The 21,068-nt window shown below is 60.7% G+C and carries 15 protein-coding genes and 5 pseudogenes; 8 read left to right on the top strand and 12 right to left on the bottom strand.

Translation table 11 applies throughout. From position 1 onward, the window contains the following. Positions 1-644, top strand: a 644-nt coding sequence (locus QNA11_RS19825) for a YdeI/OmpD-associated family protein (RefSeq protein ID WP_349362231.1), incomplete at its 5' end; no start/stop codon positions are given. Between the two features lie 80 nt (positions 645-724). On the opposite strand, the gene QNA11_RS19830 is transcribed toward QNA11_RS19825, so the two are convergent. Continuing rightward, positions 725-1,216, bottom strand: coding sequence for a MarR family winged helix-turn-helix transcriptional regulator (locus QNA11_RS19830; RefSeq protein WP_283484495.1), 492 nt, complete (start codon positions 1,214-1,216; stop codon positions 725-727). 102 nt (positions 1,217-1,318) lie between these two features. Here QNA11_RS19830 and QNA11_RS19835 point away from each other — a divergent pair, with 102 nt between their 5' ends. The 3 genes and pseudogenes from QNA11_RS19835 to QNA11_RS19845 all read left to right on the top strand — a co-directional run. Then, a complete protein-coding gene (locus tag QNA11_RS19835) occupies positions 1,319-1,672 on the top strand; it encodes a DUF1428 domain-containing protein (RefSeq protein ID WP_283484496.1) in 354 nt (117 codons plus the stop codon). Between the two features lie 203 nt (positions 1,673-1,875). After that, positions 1,876-2,617: pseudogene (locus QNA11_RS19840) on the top strand (IS6 family transposase). Between the two features lie 146 nt (positions 2,618-2,763). After that, a pseudogene (locus tag QNA11_RS19845) lies at positions 2,764-3,221 on the top strand (DDE-type integrase/transposase/recombinase); the annotation flags it as partial. A 25-nt stretch (positions 3,222-3,246) separates the two neighbouring features. Here QNA11_RS19845 and QNA11_RS19850 read toward each other — a convergent pair. Beyond that, positions 3,247-4,140: a helix-turn-helix transcriptional regulator gene (locus QNA11_RS19850; RefSeq protein WP_283484497.1), complete on the bottom strand. Its 894-nt coding sequence runs from the start codon at positions 4,138-4,140 to the stop codon at positions 3,247-3,249. Between the two features lie 110 nt (positions 4,141-4,250). Between QNA11_RS19850 and QNA11_RS19855 the strand changes: the two genes are divergently transcribed. Further along, positions 4,251-4,760, top strand: a complete 510-nt coding sequence (locus tag QNA11_RS19855; RefSeq protein ID WP_283484498.1) for an SRPBCC family protein — start codon at positions 4,251-4,253, stop codon at positions 4,758-4,760. A gap of 200 nt (positions 4,761-4,960) precedes the next feature. On the opposite strand, the gene QNA11_RS19860 is transcribed toward QNA11_RS19855, so the two are convergent. The 4 genes from QNA11_RS19860 to QNA11_RS19875 all read right to left on the bottom strand — a co-directional run bounded on the left by QNA11_RS19860 (position 4,961) and on the right by QNA11_RS19875 (position 8,905). Next, positions 4,961-5,545, bottom strand: a complete 585-nt coding sequence (locus tag QNA11_RS19860) for a carboxymuconolactone decarboxylase family protein (RefSeq protein WP_283484499.1) — start codon at positions 5,543-5,545, stop codon at positions 4,961-4,963. Positions 5,546-6,457: 912 nt separating this feature from the next. Then, positions 6,458-7,132 carry a M15 family metallopeptidase gene (locus QNA11_RS19865; protein WP_283484500.1) on the bottom strand — a complete coding sequence of 225 codons (675 nt, stop codon included), beginning with the start codon at positions 7,130-7,132 and terminating at the stop codon, positions 6,458-6,460. Between the two features lie 43 nt (positions 7,133-7,175). Next, the gene (scpB, locus tag QNA11_RS19870; protein WP_283484501.1) at positions 7,176-7,865 is read right to left on the bottom strand and encodes an SMC-Scp complex subunit ScpB; all 690 of its coding nucleotides are present in this window, start codon (positions 7,863-7,865) and stop codon (positions 7,176-7,178) included. Continuing rightward, positions 7,862-8,905 (bottom strand): DUF1403 family protein, encoded by a 1,044-nt coding sequence (locus tag QNA11_RS19875; protein ID WP_283484502.1) that lies wholly within the window; start codon positions 8,903-8,905, stop codon positions 7,862-7,864. Before QNA11_RS19875 ends, scpB begins: the two co-directional genes overlap by 4 nt. 233 nt (positions 8,906-9,138) lie before the next feature. Between QNA11_RS19875 and QNA11_RS19880 the strand changes: the two genes are divergently transcribed. Further along, positions 9,139-10,230, top strand: a complete 1,092-nt coding sequence (locus tag QNA11_RS19880) for a tyrosine-type recombinase/integrase (protein WP_283484503.1) — start codon at positions 9,139-9,141, stop codon at positions 10,228-10,230. Between the two features lie 229 nt (positions 10,231-10,459). On the opposite strand, the gene repC is transcribed toward QNA11_RS19880, so the two are convergent. The 5 genes and pseudogenes from repC to QNA11_RS19905 form a co-directional block, all read right to left on the bottom strand. Then, on the bottom strand, positions 10,460-11,821 hold the full coding sequence (gene repC, locus QNA11_RS19885; RefSeq protein ID WP_281932556.1) for a plasmid replication protein RepC: 1,362 nt from the start codon (positions 11,819-11,821) through the stop codon (positions 10,460-10,462). Positions 11,822-12,068: 247 nt separating this feature from the next. Then, a complete protein-coding gene (repB, locus tag QNA11_RS19890) occupies positions 12,069-13,088 on the bottom strand; it encodes a plasmid partitioning protein RepB (protein WP_281932559.1) in 1,020 nt (339 codons plus the stop codon). Further along, on the bottom strand, positions 13,085-14,269 hold the full coding sequence (gene repA, locus QNA11_RS19895) for a plasmid partitioning protein RepA (protein ID WP_281932561.1): 1,185 nt from the start codon (positions 14,267-14,269) through the stop codon (positions 13,085-13,087). The genes repB and repA overlap by 4 nt, the downstream gene beginning before the upstream one ends. A 257-nt stretch (positions 14,270-14,526) precedes the next feature. Next, positions 14,527-15,466: pseudogene (locus QNA11_RS19900) on the bottom strand (DUF2493 domain-containing protein). A gap of 379 nt (positions 15,467-15,845) precedes the next feature. Beyond that, positions 15,846-17,024: a Fic family protein gene (locus QNA11_RS19905; RefSeq protein WP_281932563.1), complete on the bottom strand. Its 1,179-nt coding sequence runs from the start codon at positions 17,022-17,024 to the stop codon at positions 15,846-15,848. 476 nt (positions 17,025-17,500) lie between these two features. Here QNA11_RS19905 and QNA11_RS19910 point away from each other — a divergent pair, with 476 nt between their 5' ends. After that, positions 17,501-17,734 (top strand): hypothetical protein, encoded by a 234-nt coding sequence (locus QNA11_RS19910; protein WP_281932564.1) that lies wholly within the window; start codon positions 17,501-17,503, stop codon positions 17,732-17,734. 480 nt (positions 17,735-18,214) lie between these two features. Here the strand turns inward: QNA11_RS19910 and QNA11_RS19915 are convergent. After that, positions 18,215-20,001 (bottom strand): annotated as a pseudogene (locus QNA11_RS19915) (thiamine pyrophosphate-requiring protein). Between the two features lie 564 nt (positions 20,002-20,565). Between QNA11_RS19915 and QNA11_RS19920 the strand changes: the two are divergent. Beyond that, a pseudogene (locus tag QNA11_RS19920) lies at positions 20,566-20,751 on the top strand (DDE-type integrase/transposase/recombinase); the annotation flags it as partial. Positions 20,752-21,068 lie beyond the last annotated feature (317 nt).

The raw sequence follows: 21,068 nt of genomic DNA on the forward strand, positions 1-21,068 counted from the left end.
GCATTTTGGATGGATTGGCGACGTGTTATTACGGCGCAATGCCCGCCGACGAACTACCCCTGCTGACTTTCTCAAGCGCACCGGCGTTCACGCGTTGGTTGGCGTCTCAGCAAGACGACTCTCCGGGTGCTTGGCTGAAATTCTCCAAGAAAGGCGCGCCAGAGCCGACAATCAGCAAGTCGGACGCCATAGACCTTGCCCTCGCTTATGGCTGGATTGGTGGGCAGTTGGGAAGCGTGGACAAGTTTTACTTCAAGACGCGGTTCACCCCACGCAAGCCAAACAGCGCTTGGTCCAAAATAAATTGTGCCCGTGCCGAGCGGCTAATCGTGTCCGGCCAGATGACCCAACAAGGGCTGGCACAAGTTAACGCAGCAAAAGCGGACGGGCGATGGGAAGCCGCGTACGCGTCACAGAGCAGCGCCACCCCCCAAGCCGATTTGAAGGCAGCGTTGGATGCGGACCCATGCGCGCGTGAGATGTGGGACGCTTTGGACTCGGCAAACCGCTACGCCATCATCTATCGGGTCCACCAAGCGAAGACTGCCGAAAAGCGTGCAGCGAAGATCATCGAGTTTTTAGCAATGCTTCGTCGCGGCGAGACCATCCACCCTCGCCGCGTCGCTCGTGGCTCAAATTCATAAATTTAGATTTCTGCAATATGTCACGCGTCAGTCAATAGTGTCGGTTTCATGCGGATTTGCCAATCGGCTCGAAGAATCCGTCAGGAATCGGTTTCGTCATCGGAAATATCCTTCTGCTGCGGAGGGTGGTTGAGGATATCGAGCGCCTTGCGGATGTCCGGTCCCAGACCGGCAAGCTCGGCATCGATTTTGGCGTGTCCCACCCGCCAGATCGACAGTGCAGCATGGAGCACGGCATGACCCTTCGCGGTGAGCGCAGGGCGGCGGATGCGCTTATCGCGATCATCGCGACGGACGTCGATCAACCCGTCGCGCTCCAATCCCTTGAGCGCGGCGCTCATGGTGGTCTGGTCCATGCCGAGAAATTCGGAAAGTTGGCCGAGCGACATCGGGTTCGGCGCGTTCAGCGGCATCATCAGCGAGAACTGGTTGTTGGTGATACCCAGCGGGCGGAACATCGCATCGAACCGCCGCGCAAGCCGGCGTGCTGCACGCTGCGCGGCGAAGCACAGGCAGGTATCGCGCACATGCAGCACATCCGCCAAGGAGAGTGGGCCGTTCGGTTCGGTCATCGTGGTTTGACTCGATCTATATATATTGATATCAATGTTTGCTCGGGCAGGCAAGACTCTGCGTGAGATCAAGACAGCCCGCGTGAAACAGGGAGAGTTCTCATGTATATCAGCGGTTGGGTTGTGCCGGTTCCCACGGCGAAGAAGGCCGATTTTAAGGCTTGGGTGGACAGGGCCTGCGCCTTCTTCAAGGCGGGCGGCGCGCTCGAAGCTGTCAACGGCTGGGGCGATTTCGTGCCGGACGGCCAACTTACCTCGCTGCCCATGGCGGTGAAACTGGAACCTGGCGAAACCGTGGTCTTCGGCTGGATCACGTGGCCGGACAAGGAAACCCACGAGAAAACCATGGGCGCCATGCGCGGGCATCCGGAGCTGGGTATGTCCGGTACTCTCCCGCTCCCCGTCGATGGCCGCCGCATCATCTTCGGGACCTTCACTGAACTTAATCGCGCGTGAGGATGTCGGGTCAGGTTTTGTCGCATATTTTTGAGTTTCGCAAACGGCGCAACGAGCGGGAAGGGAACCTAGCGAAGAGGTTCTGGTGCGAACGGCGCATCTCCGCAGCGTGCGTCCGTGTCAATGCTCCCACGCCGTCAACAGCCTACACGGCACCGTCAAGTTAACGCGGTCTGGAGGATCGGCGCGGTAGAAGGGCTGTCATGCCGAACAATCCCACCCTTTATCGCCGCCATCGTTTCCCGCCAGAGGCTATCGCCTACGCCGTTTGGCTCTATTTCCGCTTTCCCCTCAGTCTGCGAATGGTCGAGGAGATGCTCGCCATGCGCGGAATTGAGGTGACTCTCGAAACCATACGTCAATGGGCTGAAAAGTTCGGGCGTCAGTTCGCTGCTGACATTCGCCGTCGCGCCCCGCGGCGAGGCGACAAGTGGCATTTGGACGAGGTTGTCGTCTCGATCGCTGGCAAGAAACACTGGCTCTAGCGCGCGGTCGACTAGGATGGATTCGTTCTTGAGTTCTTGTTCAAAGCCGGCGTGACCGCAAAGCCGCTCGCCGCCTCATGCGCAAACTCCTGCGAAAGACGGCCACAGCGCCGCGCGTCATAATCACAGACAAACTGCTTTCTTATGGCGCGGCGCGCAAGGACATCGCGCTGAAGGTCGAGCATCGCCAGCACAAAGGCTTGAACAACCGCGCCGAAAATTCGCATCAACCCACGCGGCGACGGGAGCGGATCATGAAGCGGTTCAAATCGACGCGACAAGCCAGCGGTTCTTGTCCATTCACGATCAGCTCGCCAATCTCTTGCCCCGCCCTGAACACCAAGCGGCAAACGCCCGTCGAACTCATCGCGCGGAGGCGGATCCGCAGCTCTCGGCGCGCATAGCTTCCTCGATTCGCGCCGTTGCTCTCAACGCTGCATGCGGAAGCGACTCGAAGTAAAATTAATCTTTCAACCGAAGCGGCCGGCTCGACATCACTTTACGACCGGAAATTTCGATGCGGCTGTCATAAAGGGGGCGAGCCGCCAGCTCATGTCGCCTTTTTTGCCAAAAGCTGCAGCAGCGCCGAGGCGATCTATGGCGCGCGTCAATCAGGACGGATACGTTCTCGTCGAAATCGTTCAGCTTCGCCGCAACGCCAAGGCCGCCCAGCGATTGCTAAAGCGCCTTCTCCATAAGCAGGGCTGCTGCCCTCGGCGCATGGTCACCGACAAGCTCGACTCCTATGCCGCAGCGCGACGGAAGATCATGCCGGCGGTCGAGCATCGATCGCACAAGGGTTTAAACAACCGCGCTGAGAATTCCCATGTCCCGTTACGAAAACGGGAGCGCGCGATGCAGGGGTTCCGATCGTGGAGAGGGTTGCAGCGTTTCGTCGATTTCTTCTCCGCGCTCCGCAACCTGTTCCTCCCGCCCGACCTTCTCGCCGCTCCGCCATCGTCTCCATCGATGCAATGGGAAAGAGAAAAACCGTCGCCGCCCGCATCGTCGAAAAAGGCGGAAAAGGTGGATCATTTATAGCTCTTGGCAAGTTCACTTCTTAAAGCGGAGGTATCACGAAATCAAATATCACGCAGCTCCTCCCGCCTGATTCTTGCGAAAGACCGCGGGAGATATGCCAAAAGTCCGTTTGAATGCGCGGCTGAAGGATGCTGCCGATTCATAGCCGCAATGTTCCGCCAAGCGATCAACCGTGATCCCGGTCTCGGCAAGCCTGCGGGCGGCGATCTGCATGCGCCAATAGGTGAGATATTCAATCGGCGACATCCCGATTTCGCCAGAAAAACGCTCCGCGAGAACCGATTTCGAAATGCCTGCCCGTGCGCATAGCTCGGCTATCGACCAGTCAGTCCAAGGTTCCGCATGGATCAAACGCAGCACTGTCGCAAGTCGCCTGTCAGACATGGCCGCGAAAATGCCCCTGCTGATTGCTCCAGTTTCGATCAGGTGCCGCAAAACGAGGATGAAAAAGCCGTCACACAGTCTCTCGATCACCGCTTCATTGCCGAAACGCTCAGCAACTGCCTCGCTGATGACCATCGCGATCAATCGGTGGAGATCCTCCGCAACTATGTGTCGGCGAAAAATGATTTCGGCCGGCAGAGTTTGCCAGAGCAGCGACTGCGGCACTTGCAGTCGAATCTCGCCGCAAACAAAGCCGGCATCTCCGTCAGCTATCCCGGCAATTCTAGTCGTCGAGCCGTCGCGCGGCAGGTGCGTCGGACTGTAGGAAATGAAGTGCTCCGCCGCTTGCGGCAGAAAAAGCATCAGATCGCCTTCTTCGACGCGGACTGGCTCGGCAAAGGCAGATGAGTGAACAAATCCTTCGCCTTTCGTAACGAGATGGAACCAGATCGAGCGGTCGGAATTGTGATCCATGACCCATTCGCCGCATGCCCCGCCCGCATAGGTGAGTTTGGCTCGAAGGTTCAATCCATTAGCGAGTGCGGTCAAGGCGTCCACGGCGAACTCCCGGAAAATCTGACTGGTCTTGCGGATTTCCTGCGATGGGAGCACGCGCGCCGCAGGGGTAGTTTCCCACCATCGAAACAGTCTCCGATGGAGAGGACGAGATGCAAATTATCACTGAAACGGTCATCGAGAAGCCAGCTGACGCCATTTGGGGCATCGTCGGCGACCGGTTCGGGCAAGCTTACGAATGGGCTAGCCTTCTCACTCACAGTACAGGCCACGGCGCTCCGCTGAGCGGGCAGGTTTGCGAAGCCAGAACCTGCGACGTGAAGGGCATGGGCAATATCCAAGAACGGCTCGTCGAGTTCGATCCTGGACGACATGTCCTTAGCTATGAAGTGACGAAGGGCTTTCCGTTCTTCGTCCTGCGCGGCGTCAATCATTGGCAAATAAGTGGGCTTGGCGCCACCCGGTGCCGCGTGACGACGACAGCCAGCATCACGACCAAGGGCGTCGTCGGCTTCATGATGGCGCCGATGATGCGGATGCAAATGTCCGGCATGTTGCGCTCCATGCTGGAAGACTTGAAGCACTATGCCGAGACGGGCCAGCCACATCCGAGGAAATTGAAGTCCGTGCGCGCCGCAAAGATCGCCGCCGCGCGCGCCTGATCGCTTGTTCTTTTTTAAACCGGGCTTTCTTGTGGGCGGCGGCCAGATGATGGCCACCGCCCCCGGAGCGGTCTGGCAATTTCGCGCGAATTGTCCGTTTCGAACCAGCACACTTCTATGATCGATCACGCAATGCGCGGTTTCCGCCGTTGCGTGATCGGCCCTCGGCGCTTCGGCCCGCCGGGCCGGGCTGGGGCGTTTCAAGCCGCAATCATAGGCTGCCAGTTGTATGGCCCGAACGCCTCGTCCACCTCGGTGTCAAAAAGGTGGTTGGTGTAGTTGCTAATGGTCTTCACCGATATCGCCAACAGGATTTCCAGCACGTGCCGCTCGCTGAATCCAGCCACGAGGAACGTTTGCAACTCATCTTTCAACGGGCGGCCGCGCCGGGAAAGCAGAGCGCAGGTGAAAGAGGAAAGCGCTTGAAGGCGTGCGTCTTCGAGGGGCTTCCCGTCGCGCAGCGCTTCAAGAACGGGCGCGCTGAGACCCGACATCCTTTCTCCAACCAGACTGTGCGCGGCCATGCAGTAGGCACAACCGTTCTGGCGGCTGATGGTGAGAAACACTACTTCTTGCTCCACCGGGGTGAAGCCGCTGCTTGTCCGGAAATGTTTGTACCCTGTCAGGTAGGTATCGAGGACGCCCGGCGAATTGGCCATGTTGGCATAGAGGTTGGGAACGAAACCGAGGGACTTGCGCGTTGATTCCATTGCCGTACGCGCCGCCGGATCATCTACCGATTCTTCGGTAAGCAACGGCAGAGTAAGTTTTGCGAGTGCGTTCATAATTCGGATTTCCTGTCCTTGAGTAGCAATCACGACCGGCGTTTCGGCTCACTGCGGCGTGATCACGGGAGCAGGTTAGCGTTCACTCGCAGATTGCCCCATGTTCGCAAGACCGGCAAAACGGTCCAGAAGTCCGGAATATCGTCCGGCGCGGTGTCGGGCGCCAAGCGCGTGGAAATGGCCTTTACAGCCCGAGCCGCCAGCGCCAAGCGGTCATGGCGTCCGCGCTCGATCTCGCGCGCGAGCGCAGCTCGCTTCACCGACAGCTTAGACCGACCGGTTTCCTGCGAGGCAAAATCCAAGAGCCGATTAAGGATCGGCAGATCCTGTAATTCTGATCGCTTCTATGCCGTTGGGTGTCGACGCCGCGCGGGGAATTGGATGGAGCCTCCGGCGGATGATCAGACCTCCGAGCCGAACCGGCAAAAGATGGCGCAGGCCTCGTCAAATGGTCCCGCTTCGGGTCCGGAACCGACGTCCAGTGGAGCCCCAGGATCTCGGGAAGATTCTGCGCTGACCCCATGTTGCGAGCGCTCGAGTTGTCGGATGAGTCCGACTTCCAAGCAGTGGAAGGGATTTTTCGACGGGGCATAAAAAGCAAAGAATGCGGTTTTATACCGGCTGATCAGCTCGTCATCGAGACGAACGCTCCTTTTCCCCGTTTGATCAAAGTGCACAAAAGGGGCGATCCGGATGAATATTGGATAATGCATTGAGGCATGCGCTCGATCCTGAGGATCTGGACGTGCGCGATTGATTGGTATTGTAGGGCAGCTCATCCGTCTTTGTGAAGGGAAACCGGTTGTCCGCCCATCATGCAGACGCAAATGGCCAGCAGCATGGATTGGGGCAATTTGCTTCCTGTGCAGTCCCTCCCCTACGCCCGATCTGAAATCAGCCTCGCGGGCGCCGTCAATGGCCGCCATACGAAAAATGTTGGTAGTCGACCGTATGCCTCCATCTTCCGCCCCAGGACCACCCGCGCCGCGCGAACGCCCGGGTGACCACGTCGCCCTCCAGGATGATCCCCGTTACCCCGATATGACGCTCCTGCGGCTCGTCATAGGCCTTCCCAGCCTCGGGCGCGGTCAGGGCTCCTTCCCGATAGGGGTTCTGCACCGGGTTGATGTCGATTGCGAGACCGAGCGCATGTTTTGAAAGGGCGCCGTGATCGGTTGTGCGGCAGTTGAAGCCACTCGTATTGTTCGCCGCGATGGATTTGTCGTCGTTTCCCTCGAAGTCGTCGACGAGGCGCATCTGATAGATGCGGAACTTTCCGCTGTTGTAAATTTCGTCGAAAATCGCGGCGACGTGCGCAGCAGTTTTCCGCGCGATGACGAGTTCGCCGCTTTGCGTCACACCGTTGAAATCCCGGTAAGGAACCTGCATCAGGACGAGTTCCTCGCGCTGTGCGCAGGGCAGCTCCGCGCGCCATGACCGGCCCTGCATATAGCGCCACACATTATCTGGGATCGGGCCATAACGCGCGCGCGGATTCTGGGCTGTCGCGGGCAGGACGCCGGATAGCAAAGCGGCGAGAAACGTCACGCGCGCAATCTGTCGGCTGCGCCGAAACGTCATCGACATGTCGCGCTCCTGTGGGTCTGTCTGCATCCGATGGCCAGACTGTTCAAGCTTCGACCTCCGTATTCTCGCACGCCTCGTCCTCCGCGCCGTCTGCCTCGATCAGCCCGAGTGCGCCATCAAGCGCCGCTTCGATTTCATCATCGAGCGCCGTTGCGCCAGCGGCCCCGAGCGCATCGAGATCGGGGAGATCCCGCAGGCTGCCGAGCGCGAACATTTCGAGGAAGCGTTGCGTCGTCACCCAGGCGATCGGCGCGCCGGGCTCCGGGGCGCGCGGGCCGGGGGCGATGACGCCGCAATTCTTCAACCGTCCGAGGACGTCGCGGCTGATGTCGTGGCCGGCGAGGCGCGAGAGTTCGGCGCGGGTGACCGGCTGCTGATAGGCGATGGCCGAGAGCGCCAGCATTTCCAGTTTGGTGAAAGCGGGCGGGCCAGCGTCTTTCGTCTCGTTGAGCGACCGTAGCGCCTCGGCGTGGCGCGGGCGCGTGCGGAACTGCCAACCCCCAGCGACGAAAACGATCTCGTACGGGCGCGAGCGCAGCTCAGTGTTGATGTCGGCGAGAAGCGCGTCGAGCCGGCAGGCATCGCCGACGAGGTGGGCGAGCGTCTCGCGCGGGACGGGTTGAGGCGAGGCGAAGATCGCCGCCTCGACGCGCCCCATCCACTCCCGCCAGCGCATCCCCTCTGGCAGGTCGGAAAGGGCGCGGTCGAAACGGGCGGGTTTCGGGCGACTCATAGGCCGTAGATCCTGAAGGTCTCTCGACCGGAGAGTTCGCGCACCGCGCCGAGCGCGACGAGGCGATCGAAGAGACGCCGCGCGGCGCGATCCGACATGCCGACGCGGGCCGCGGCGGCGGCGGGCGTGACGCCGTCGTCGGCAAGCACCATGTCGACGACCCGACCCGCGCCGCGCGCCCGCAAGGACGGCGCCACCGTCGTGAGCTTTTCGGCGCGCCGCGCCAGATCGGCGGCGAGGGCATGCGCCTCCGCCACCGCGAGGCCATAGGCGACAGCGACCGCGTCGAGCCAATCTTCGTCCGACGGGCGCGGCCGCTTGCCATTTGGTCCACGGCGCAGCGATGGATGCAGAATCGCGACGGCGAGTAAGGGAACCGGCCGCGACCAGTCGAGCCGCATCGCAAGCGCCAGGTCAGCGATCCACAGCGCGAAGATTTCAGCGTCGAGCGCTGACCCTGCGGCGCAAAGTTTCATCGCGACCGCGCTGGCGCGGGCCGCCACGGCGAGCGGATCCGGCGCATCGGCCACGCAACTTTGCAAGGCTTTGGCGCCCGAGCCGACATCGAGCGACGCGGACAGGCCGAGAAGCGAAAGAGCGGCCGCGAGCGACGCCGCCTCAAAGCGCGCGGGGCGTCCCGCAAGGCGCCGGAACAGCCTGTGGATGCGCCCCGCCGGGCTGGTCTCACCGCCCCCGGCAAGATGTTCGGCGTCGCGTAAGGCCCCCGCGTCTTCGCGCAGCCGGCAGAGCGTCGCGCAAGATTCGGCGGCGCGCAGCGCGAGGCGCTGGCGCAGGCAGCCGGCATAGACCGGCTCGCCCTCATCGGCGCCGCGCAGGATCTGGTCAAAGAAGGCGAGGCCGGCGCCGGCGACAAAGGCCGCCGCGTCCCGCTCCGTTTTCTGAGGGCGCGCCCAGCGCGGAAGCGGTTGAATTTGCGGATCCTTCACGGCCGCTGGGGCGGCGGCGCGGCGCGCCCGCTTGGGGCCGGATGGCGTGGCTGAGGTCACGTCGGGCGTCGGGTCCGAATCGACAAGCGTCATGGGTAAAATCCTAACCGACGGCGGCGCTTTGTCACGGATTTTTCGCGCGTGTCCGCCGCGCTTGTCTTTCTTGTGTTGTGTCCGATAATGTGCGCTTATCGGACACAAATCGAGAGGCGCGGATTTCTGGGCGGTAAGCCCGCTTTTCGACCTTCCAAAGCCCGCCGAGGCGTCGGATTTTTCCGCCCGAAACCACGCCCAGCGCCCCAAAAGGGCGCTAAAACGAGGACGAGATGGCCAAGAACGACGACACTCCAGACGCCGACGACCCCAGCGGCGCGCCGCTCACCGAGCAGGCCCCCTCGCCCCATCTCGCCGCGCTCTCGGAAAAAGCCCGCGACTACGCCCGCGCCGCGCGCTCGGAAAACACCCAGCGCGCCTATGACGCCGACTGGCGACACTTCGCCTCCTGGCTGCGCCGCCAGGGGCTCGATCCCCTGCCCCCGGACCCGCAAACCGTCGGGCTCTATCTCGCCGCCTGCATGGAAGCGGCCCCAGGCCGCAATCCGTTGAGCGTCTCCTCGCTCGAGCGCCGGCTCTCGGGCGTCTGCTGGCGCTATCGCCAGCTTGGGCTCCCCCTCGACGCCTCGGATCGCCATATTGCAACGGTGCTCGCCGGCATTCGCCGGACCCACGGCCGCCCGCCGGTCCAGAAAGAAGCGATCTTCGCCGAGGAGCTGCTCGCCATGCTGGCGACGCTCCCCAACGATCTGCGCGGCCTACGCGACAAGGCCATTCTCGCCATTGGCTTCGCCGGCGGCCTGCGCCGTTCGGAAATCGTCGGACTCGATTGCGGCGCCGGCCAAAGCGAGGACGGGACCGGCTGGATCGAAATTTTCCGCCCCGCGAACGGCGGCGAGGCGGGCGCTCCAGAAGCCTCCGGCGAAGGCGGCCTGCTGCTCACGATCAATGGCAAGACCGGCTGGCGCGAGGTCGAGATCGGCCGCGGCTCCTCGCCCCTCGCCTGCCCGGTCGCCATGCTGGAGACCTGGCTACGGCTCGGGCGGATCAGTCACGGGCCGGTGTTTCGCCCCGTCGCGCGCAAGAATGGCGGCGTCGCGCCGGAGCGCCTGACCGACAAACATGTCGCGCGCCTCGTGCAAAAAACCGCGCTTGCCGCCGGCCTGCGCGGCGACCTCCCAGAAGGCGAGCGCCGCCTGGCCTTCTCCGGCCATTCCTTGCGCGCCGGCCTCGCCTCCTCGGCGAGGATCGAGGAAGCGCATGTGCAAAAACACCTCGGCCACGCTTCGCCGGAGATGACCCGGCGCTACCAACGTAAGCGCGATCGCTTCAGGGTCAATCTCACCAAAGCCGCGGGGTTGTGAACGACGCGGACCAATCAGCTCGTCGAATGTTTCCCGATGGCGGCCGGCACAGCCGCGCACGGGATGCTCGACCCGCTCGGATCCGCCGAAAGCCTTCTAACCGGCCTTGGACAGGCCCCTACCGGCCGCCGGGACAGCCGCAACTTAGCCGGGTCGGCCGGCCTATCTTGGCCGTCAGCCGCGGCGACGTCCTTGCCGAGCGGCGCTCCTTGGCGCAAATCATCCACCATCACCCCGCCCTTCTCCGCTCGCGCGCCTTGCCGCGCAGCAGCGCCATCAGCACTGGCCCGAGCGAAAACTCCCCTGCCCGCGCCTTGGCGGTCAGAACGCGCAAATAGCCGCCGGCCGATTTGATTTCATCGCCGCGCTGCAGGATCGCCGCAACGACAATCGAGGCGTCATGTTCGCCCAACGCCTTCAGCGCCTGCGACCAGGCGTCTGGCGAGACGCCGAGCGCCGAGCGGACGGTCGCCGCGGTCGAAACCAAGTCGCGCCAACATGAAATCTCGCCGCCCTTGGCGTAATCCAAGATATCCGGACAGGCTTGCAGCACCATCCCCAGCGGATAGGTTTTCGGCGCCGTGGTCGAAGAAGCGGCTTTTGGATTTGAGCTCGAGGTTTCGGGAACGCCGGTCGGGCCGGTGTCCCTTTCCCCGGGTCTTGTCCCCAACGGTTCAGCCCTGCCTTCTTGGAGGCTAGGTTCAAGGTCAGAAATGTTTGTGATTTGATTCTGTATGTGGCGCTCAGTTTGAGACTCATTGGCGCTCTTTTGTTGGCCATTCACGTGAATTTCCAGCGCCTTCTGGATTTCCGCCGCAAACGCAGAAAGATCCCCCGCCAAAATGACAAGATTGGCGCGCGAGAGATTGCGCGCGTAACGGCTAGACAGCGTCACATAACGTTTGTGGAGCCCAGCCCAATCCCGGATTTGGACGCCGTCCCAATCGATCCCGGGGACGGCGACCCCCTCCTCCATCCCCGTTTCGATCATTTTGACAATGTCGCGCCGGACGATCGTGATCTTCTCGCGCAGCAACGCGATGGCGCGGTTCTCGGCGCGCACCTCTTCGGCGAGATTTTCAATCTCTTGCGCGCGCGCGACAAGCGGCGTCAGATCGAAGCCATAGGCCTCGTCGATTTCGCCGCCCTCGCCACGCCGCGCGAAGCGTTTGCCGTTGGGCGAGTCGCGCCGGATGATCAGGCCAGCCTCGACCAACGACGCCAGATGTCGGCGCAAAGTCGCCGGCGCCATCCCATGGGCGCGGATCGACAGTTCTTTGTTGGAGGGGAACACCACAAGGCCGGGGGGCGGCCCATCGTCGCCCTTCCCTTCGGCCTTTGAGTTGCTCTCAGGGAGAGTCAGCGCCGTCTCCTGATGGAAACTCAAGAGCGCATGCAGCACCGATAGCGCGCGGTCGGTGACGCCGAGCGCTGCTTTGGCTTCGGTGAGGGCGCGAAACAGCCGCCATTTATGGACGACGGTCTCGGATGCCTCGGCCTTCGCTCGGAAATCGCGCGTGACCGTCTGCGCCTGCACCATGGCAAGCGACAGCGATCGCCGCCCGAAGGGCGTCGTTGGATATGTGCGCATGATCCTTTGCCTCGTTCAGGCAAAAGAAATCCGCTCGCCGAAACGGCGCCGACCCTTGACAGAAATTTGCGGAAGTGATTCTCTTTAGCTGCTACACTTACAGAGAGGCTTCCGGGCGGGAACGTTTCGGGGGCCTTTTTCTTTTGCGAAAACACCTCGCTTGGTTGATAAGAGAACTAATTACCCTCGACCGGGTAGACGCTTACGAGAAACCGGTCACGCATCGGGTAAGACAGGGATCCTGTTTTCACTCGGCCCCATGTCTCTCCTGATATTCGCGGTAGATATTCGGCAGTTCGTTGAGCAGGAACTCTCCGAAGTCGGGGGCGGCTTTTTCATCGACAACGAAGGTCGTGCGGCCGGGTGAACGGTGGTACGTCGCGATTCGCCGCCCTTCCTGATCGCTCCAGATTTTTTTCTCTGCGATGACTCGAGGTTTTGCATCGAGCGCCGCCAATAAGGATACGAATCGCGCGTCACTATCAGCCGCCATAAAAGCTTGATCGTCGGCGAGTTTTATTAGGAGCGGCCTTATGTCTTGTAAGGCAAGCTTCTCAGCCAACAATGCCCAGCGAGGGCGCCCGGTCCTCGGGGCGGGACCAATCAAACGGACAACTTCGGAAGGGATCGCGCGGCCTATCGAAATCAGCCGGGAAAGTTGCGTTTTTTCCACGCTGAGAGCAGCCATTATGACTTCACGCTCGAACCCACGATCTTCGATTGTCACAGCGAACATCGCGCGTTCAATATAACTAAGTTCCAGGCGCGCCGAGTTCTCCTGTCCCTGCGCAACGACAAGTTCAGAGTCAGAGAGTTCTCGCACAACAGCGCGCACTGGCTTGCCGATTTCGGCCGCCGCTCGCACGCGCCGATGGCCGTAGGCTACTTGATATCGGCCTGCCTTCTCGGAGTGGGGTCGGACCAAGATCGGAACTTGCTGGCCGTGTTCGCGAATCGATGCGACCAAAGCTGCATGCTCATCAGACGGCATTCCCAGCCTGTCTGTTATGAAAGATGACTCAATAAGTGCGGGATCTATCTCTACTACCGTGTCGCCGGCAGCTATAAGCGCTCGGGCTTCCTCGGCAGCATGGGCTAGCTTCCCTAGGGAGCGGCCCATCGCGCCGACGGCACCTGACCGAACCAATTGCTTCGGGGAGTCATCGATGCTTGTGACGCTCGGTTCAGGGGAGCTCGCGGAGTTGCCATCTGGCAACCGCCGTTCCTTGGTCATCAACAGAGTGCGAAGAGTGTCTTTGCGGCTCACGGCTCACGCCTCCACGCTCGTTGCATCAAATTTTCGATTTCCGTATTGACCGCATCCAGCGATTCCAGGGCCCGGTCGTACGTAGCCCGTGTAAAGTTCTCGCGTCCGACTTCGTAAAGCGTCTGTTTAGAAAGGCCGGCATCCGAAATCGCGGTGGATTTCAGCATTGTGTTGGTGAGGACTCGCTCGCGAAACAGCGAACGCATAAATCCCACCATTTGTGTTTGCGGACCATCGGACGGCTCGAAGCGCGTCACGACATAGCGGATAAAGTCGTAGTCTAGGTCAGCACCGGCCTCCTGGACGACTGATAGCAAGTCGGACGCCATCAATAGAAACTGGCACATCGACATCACGTCCAACATTTGGGGATGAACCGTGATGAGGATCGATGAGGCGGCACACAATGCCCCCAACGTCAAAAATCCCAACTGAGGAGGACAGTCTAAAACCATCACGTCATAGCGATCTTCGACCTCCCCCAAAGCGGTCGCGATCCGGCCAAAAAACGTTTCACTTTCACCTTCAACGAGCGCTTTGGGCGTATCGTGCTCAAACTCCATGAGTTCGAGATTCGCAGGGACAAGATCGAGCCCTGAAAAATACGTCGACCGCACCACCTGGGCGAGAGGTCTTCTTTCTCGATCGTAGCGGATTGCGCCGTATAAGGTCTCATTGGGTCCGATGTCGAATTCAGGCTGATAGCCGTGCAAGGCGGTGAGCGACGCCTGCGGATCGAGATCGACCGCGAGCACTCGGTAACCCTTCAATGCAAGGAATTGCGCAAGATGCGCCGCAGTTGTGGTCTTCCCCGAGCCGCCTTTGAAATTAACGACCGAAAGTACTTGGCACCCCTCACCATTGGCCCTCCGGGGGAGATATCGTTTTCCCTTCCCGCCCTCTTCCAAGAGCTTTCGCAATTCGTTGATTTGCTCGAGAGTATAAGAGCGCCGTCCGCCCGGGCCGATATCTGGCTGCGGCCCCTTGCCGCCCAAAGATAGTTGGCGCAGATAGCCGTCTGCGACACCTATCAGTTTCGCAGCTTCGCCCGACGAAAAGCTTCTGAGTGCCTTTTTCGACTCTGGCGGAAACAACGTTTTGCGTAACTCATTAAGCTCTTGCGACAATGCGCTGCCGTCCCCCGCAATGACCGAGGTCATTTTTGGCTTGGTAGCTTCCATGGTCGATCGTTTCTCCGCTTTGGCAACATATCTACGCCGAAATAGCAAATCGCGCGTGTGGTGCGTAACTATGACAACCTGATTCTTTGATTCTTGCAACATTTAAAGGGTTAATAGATCCTTACCGTCTTACCCCGCCTCTTGAGTTGCCAGCTGGCAACAAAATTGATACGCGGGTCGATCAGGACACAGGCGCGGCTCGCGAAGAAGGCGCGGCCAAACCTAAGAGCCTATCATCGTCCTTCGGCCCGGGGGGCTCATACGCCACCCTTCGCAAACCTCCACGCCGGAACCCACATCTTCCGCGCCTTGTCGGTGAGGTTCTCGACGATCCCCGATCCGAGAAAGACGATAACCCCGATGGGAAGCGCTTCGAGCATCGCGTCGTTGCGCTTGAATGGCGCCGCGCTCTTGTGGAGTCCATTCCAGTTTGGAGGCGACCTGCGGAGCTTTGCGGTTGTCCGCCCAGCGAGCGGCGATCCGCTCCGCGCCCCTCGGGTCGGCTTCTTGAAGGAGGATGTCCGTGTGCTACGCACGCACCTTGTCGAGCGCATCCCAGATCCGACGAGATCGTTGCAATCTGCTCCCGCCGGCGAAAACAATGCGAAGACCGGGGGGCAGTAGCACCTGCATGTCTGCAAGCTTTCTGGCGTTCAGGAAATCTCGGCTGTCGGCCGCCGACAGGGCGCGGTGATTGGCTTGCGACCCTGAGCGCGGGCACCGGGAGGAGCCAATCGCGGTCGCGTAGAGCTCCGCGAGATGGTCGCGGAAGAATTCGAAGGCGTTGCGACGCTCGACCAGCGTCAGCCCTTGCGCGATTAATCGCTCCAGTTCGACCGATCCGGATTTCCGAGCCGTCTTGTTCGGCCTGCGAGGCCGTTGCGCGGTTTCATTGTCGTCGAGTTCGCGTTCAATGCGCTCGGCCTTGCGATGGAAGAGATTGACGAAGGATCACAGGAAGTGGGTAGATCGGCCTCGAGGCGGGGTGTCGAGAAGGAGGCCGGACAGAGCGTCGACGGCGGATTCGAGCGCAAGAGACGCGGCATCCGAAGAGGGCAGGGGACGCGGATCAGGCTGGTCGTCCAGGGGGCGGTAGCCATGCAAAGCCAGTTCATCGAGAAGGTGCGACCAAGGCGATTGGACTTCGTGATCCGAAGCGAGCGTCCCGAAGGGCAGGGAGGCGACTTCTTCGTCCATGGCGTGGCTCTTTCGCTTGAGGCCGCGCCGATCCGCGCCCTGACAGCGATTCGGAGCCACGGGCGGATCGCGCCGCACCCGAAGGGTCGAAGCAAAGCGAAGAACGCTCCCCGCCGACTTCTCTGGGTCGCGAGGAATGCCCGAAGCGCTAGCGTAGGGCAGGGGAAAGAAGTCGGCGGGGAGCGTTGCGGTAAGCGAGCCGTTTGTGGCGACATCGCTGCTCTCTCAGGCCGGCGCGCGGCCCTCTCGAAGAAGTCATGCCGAGACGTTGGGTAGAGCACATCCGCCAGCGAGCCATCGCGCGGTCAGGGTAGGTTGAAGCGTTCGCGCCCAGAGAACAACTGCTTCGCGCTGAGCGCCCACTTGGCTCAAGGCTCGATCATCCCCGCAGCGGAGCCGTCCCTTCGCCCAGAATGTCGAGATAAGCGCGGTAGCTGAAAACGCGTCCACGCCGACGGCCGGTTATCTCATCGACGACGCCAAGACGCTCGAGATCGGCCAGCGCGGCATTGACGGTAGGCGCGGTCAACCCCGTGCGCATGACGAGGTCGTTTGCGGTGGCGAATGGATGCTGCTGGAGGAGATCGTGAATTCGCAGCGCGGAACCCGCCCGGTCGCTCTCCATCGCAATGCGCTCCCGATCCTTCGCGAAGAGATCGGCGATGCGCACGGCCGCTTCGAAAGCTTGGTTCGCCGTCTGAGCGACGCCGTCGAGAAAGAATTCGAGCCACGCCTCCCAGGCCCCATTCTCGCGGACCTCCTGCAAGAGCCGGTAATAGTCCGCGCGATGCGTCTTCAGATAAAGGCTGAGATAGAGGAGCGGGTTGCGCAACACGCCATTGGCGCAAAGAAAGAGCGTCACCAAGAGACGCCCCACGCGACCGTTGCCGTCGAGGAACGGATGAATGGTCTCGAATTGGACGTGAAGCAGGCCGGCTTTGATCAGCGGCGGCAGCTGCGATTGGGTTTCATGGATGAAACGCTCGAAAGCGTCCAGGCAGGCGTCGAGTTCGCTCACAGGCGGCGGAACGAAGAGCGCATTGCCCGGCCGGGTGCCCCCGATCCAATTTTGGGAGCGACGAAATTCGCCGGGATCTTTCTTCTCCCCGCGACCGCTTTGCAGAAGACGAGCATGGAGCTCACGGATCAATCGAAGCGACAGCGGAAATTCCTTGAGTCGCTCCAAACCGTACATCATCGCGTCGACGTAATTCGAGACTTCTCGAATGTCGTCGATCAGCTGACCGGACTGAGCCTCCGTCTCGAAACGCAGGAGGTCGGCGAGGGTCGACTGCGTGCCCTCGATTTGCGACGAAAGCACCGCCTCCTTACGGACATACATATAGAGAAAGAGCTCCTGCCGCGGCAGCAAGACCGCGGCGCCGTCGAGCCGGCCGAGCGCGCGCTCCGCGGCGCTCAATCGACCGAGCAAGGGGAGGAGGTCGATTTCCGGGTTTGGCGGCAACGGAGGGGGAACGAAGGCGCGTACTATTTCGCCGCCGACGGGCGTCTCCACGTGGCGGCCGAGGCGGGTGATTTCAGGGGCTTGAGCGCTCATAGTTGGAACATGCCCGAGTCGCGTTATTTAAGCAAATACCATTTCGATTAAATAAAGAGCCGCCATATTTAACGCTCCTTACTTTGGCGCCTCGCCGCTCAGTTTCTCCAGCCTTCGCCGAGGTTGTCCGGCTCTGGTGCAAAATTCCATGAAAGAGACGAAGTGGTGTTTGGTCGTTCCATTTAATCAGGCGGCAAGCACGGCGGTCCAAATTTCCGGCACCGTCTTGCCTGCTACTCGGAGCTTACCCAACGCGAACTGACATTTACGAGTCCGATGCATGAGCTCGACGCCTGCGATTGTGATTGTGATTGTGATTGACGCATTACGAAATCTCTCACGAGCGCTGGGTCGAACTTAAGCAAAAAGCTCTTCACGTCATCTCTGTTGACGCTGGTTAAAAGCGCCTTCTGATGAAAGGGCCTCTGAAAATATCTCTTACGCGCTCCATTTTAAGGGAAGGCGCGGAGAGTACGATGGCAAATGAAGTGACGCTGAGTCTAAGTCAGACGGATGCGGCTGAGCTTTTACGGGTTTTGCAGCTGCTGGCGGAAAGACTTTCCGATATTCGACAACCACTCTGCGAGACGGAGCCAGCCGACGAAATGGAACGCGAGGAGGCCGGCTTTTTCAAGGTCGAAAGCGCAGTCGTAGAGCGCACGATGGTGGTGTTAAAGGATATCTTGAAAAAGAGAGGCGTTGAGAGTTAGCCCAAGGCGGCGGGCCTGGTTGCCAAGAACGAATTCAAAGTTCCCAGCTGTGAGGCCCTTGGGTAAAAGCCAGTGATGTCGGAGTTACGCTAGGCCCATCGCCTTTGCGTATCAGACGAGGATGAAATGGCGCTTGGATCGCGCCGAGAAGCGGCTAGCGCCAGAGCCACGGAACTCTCCGGGCCCGACCTGCCACTGTTTCCCTTAATCGGCTTCAAAGGCCTTTAGGGAAACCCCGCTCAGGGGGCGCATTGCAAAAACGGCACGCTCAAAGACGCGGGCCGTTTAGCGTTCATGACAACCCGGGTAATTTAGCGGTCCCCCGAGTAGAAACCATAGAGCGCGCGCGCGTCCGGAAGGGACTCCGCGCGAGACAGGCTTTCCCGTTACCTCTGGCATCTGTCTCGCGCCGCTGCAGGCATATGCGTCAACAGCGCACAAACACAAGGGTGCCGAGCAGGCACGGGAACGGCTTCGTTCTCATTCTCTCTCGCTCGGCAGAATGCTCGCGAAGACCTGTCGCGCCGCGCCGACGATGAGCGCGCCCTCCTTGGGGTCACCCTTAAAGAGCGTGGTCGCGAAATTGCGCGCCTGCTCGAAAGAGATATGCGCGGGCAGCGGCGGTACCTCGGGGTCCGTCTTCACTTCGAGCACAACGGGCCGATCCGAGGCCAGCGCTTCCTCCCAGGCGCTCGCAACACGCGAAGGATCGTCGACGAAAATGCCCTTCAAACCGATCAGCTCGGCGAAGCGGTGATAGGGAACGTCCGGAATGCTCTGCGTCGCCTCGTATTTAGGATTTCCCTCCATGATGCGCTGCTCCCAGGTAACTTGATTAAGGTCTTCATTGTTGAAGACGCAACAGACCCATTTCGGGCTCTCCCAGTCGCGCCAATATTTCGAAACCGTGATCAGTTCGGCCATATTATTCATCTGCATGGCGCCGTCGCCCACGAGCGCGATCACCGGCCGTCCGGGATGGGCGAATTTCGCGGCGATGGCGTAAGGCACGGCGGCGCCCATGGAGGCGAGGCCGCCTGAAAGCGAGCACATCATTTCGCCCCTAATCCTGAGATCGCGCGCATACCAGTTGGCGCAGGAGCCGGAGTCGCAGGTAATGATCGCGTCCTCCGGCAGGCGGGGCGAAAGCTCCCACGCAACCTTCTGCGGATTGACCGGATTGGCCGGAGCCAACGCGCGGTCTTCGAGCAACTCCCACCAGTCGCTGACTTTGCGCTCGATCCAGTCGCGCCAGCTCGCATCGGTCTTTTCGTCGAGGCGAAGCAGCAGTTCGCGCAATGTGACGGCGGCGTCTCCTTGAAGATTTACCTCCATGGGATAGCGCATGCTGAGCATGGATGCGTCTATGTCAATCTGAACGCCACGCGCCTGTCCGTCCAGCGGGAGGAACTCCGAATAAGGGAAGCCCGAACCGATCATTAAAAGCGTGTCGCACGCCATCATCATGTCATAGCTCGGCTTGGTGCCGAGAAGCCCGATGGAGCCCGTGACCCATGGCAGCGTGTCAGGCGCCGCCGCCTTGCCTAGAAGGGCCTTGGCGACGCCTGCTTTCAGCTTCTCCGCGACGGCGATGACTTCTTCTCTGGCGCCAAGAGCGCCGGCGCCGATCAGAATCGCCACCTTTCGCCCGGCGTTCAGCACGTCAGCGGCACGACGGATATCCTGAGAACAGGGAACCACCAGCGGACGCGAATAGCCCACACCCGTTTGCACGGCGCCATGTTTGCGGGGGGCTCGTCATATTCGAGATCCTGCAAATCGCCCGGCAGGACGATGACGGAAACGGCGTTTTGCGCCTTTGCTATCCGGACCGCGCGGTCGGTGAGCATCCGCACTTGCGAGGGCGTCTCCGCCTCTTGCACAAAGGCCGCGACATCGGAGAACATGCGATCGAGATTGAGTTCCTGCTGATAATGCGCTCCTCTCGATGCACGCGGTGCCTGGCCTGTGATGGCGAGGACCGGCATGTGATCGCATTTGGCGTCGTAGAGTCCAGTGATGAGGTGAGAGGCGCCTGGGCCGCCGGTCGAGAGGCATACGCCGATCTCGCCCGTGAATTTCGCGTGGGCTGAAGCCATGAAGGCGGCCATTTCTTCATGACGCACCTGAACGAATTCAATCTTCTCCGTCGCTCGCTGCAAGGCTCCGAGCACGCCATTGATGCCGTCGCCCGGATATCCGAAGATGCGGCGGACGCCCCATTCATAGAGCCGGTGCACAAAGAAATCGCCGACGGTACTGCTCATGGTGAAGCTCTCGACAGGCGGGGATAAGCGCGACCACTTTACTGAAATAACAGGCGGGATAGCCCCTCGTTCCAACTGCGAAGGCCGTCAGTCATTGGCTTTGGCGCCCCGCCGCCCGCAAAGTTGCAAGCCTGTCCCGGACGATGCGGAACCATGAGGTCCGAATGTCAGCAGGCCAACAACGGAACGCAAAGAAAAAGACACGCTGCGACGCTCGCGATCTCCCACTCGAACGACCTTGCAAACGCCCCATCGGCAAAGACTTGTGTTTTGCGCCTCATGGAGTTTAGCCAGCGCTGCCTCACGGGCGGCGACTGGTATCGAGCTCATTCATCAAATTCGGAAACGTCAGTTCGTATTAGCTTCGAGTAGCAGGCAAGACTGGGTCCGAGATTTGGACCGGCTGCTTGCTGCCTGATTAAATTGAACCGCCCAGATACCACTTTGTGTCTATGCGTGGAATTTTACACCAGAGCTGTCGGGAGCCATCTTGGCTTGAGAATACGCGATGTCAGGCTAACTCCAACGTAGGTAATTCCGGGCGATACGGTCTCGAATGAGCGACTCAGCTCCTACGGCGCCGCCCGGCGCAAGGTCATGCCGAAAGTAGAGCATCGCCAACACAAGGGCCTCAACAATCGCGCGGAAACCTCGCATGTTCCCATCCGAAAACGCGAGCGGGCGATGCAAGGTTTTCGTTCACGGAGCGGACTCCAGAGATCCGTCGAAACCTTTTCCGCCGTTCGCAGTCACCGCCCCGCAGGGCTCCTTCCTTATGAAGAGGTAGGGGTGGCTGCAAGAAGTTGAACGACATCCGGATACGCGACGCGGGAGCAGACTAGTCTTCGAAGCGCTGCCGTCGCTAACTTTACCGCCAAACACCAGCTTTAGTCTTTTGATCCCCCGGAGCGCCACAGCACCCCGAATACGAAGCCGGCGCCCACCGCCACAAGAATTGTCATTAAGGGGTTCTCGCGCGCGGACGTTTCCACGGCTTGACGGATATTGCCGGCCACGTTTGTCGCCTGATCGACTGCCTACCCGCCAATTTCTTTGGCCGATGTGAC

Origin of the sequence: Methylocystis sp. JR02 (assembly GCF_030063565.1) — a bacterium.
GTDB lineage: Bacteria > Pseudomonadota > Alphaproteobacteria > Rhizobiales > Beijerinckiaceae > Methylocystis > Methylocystis iwaonis.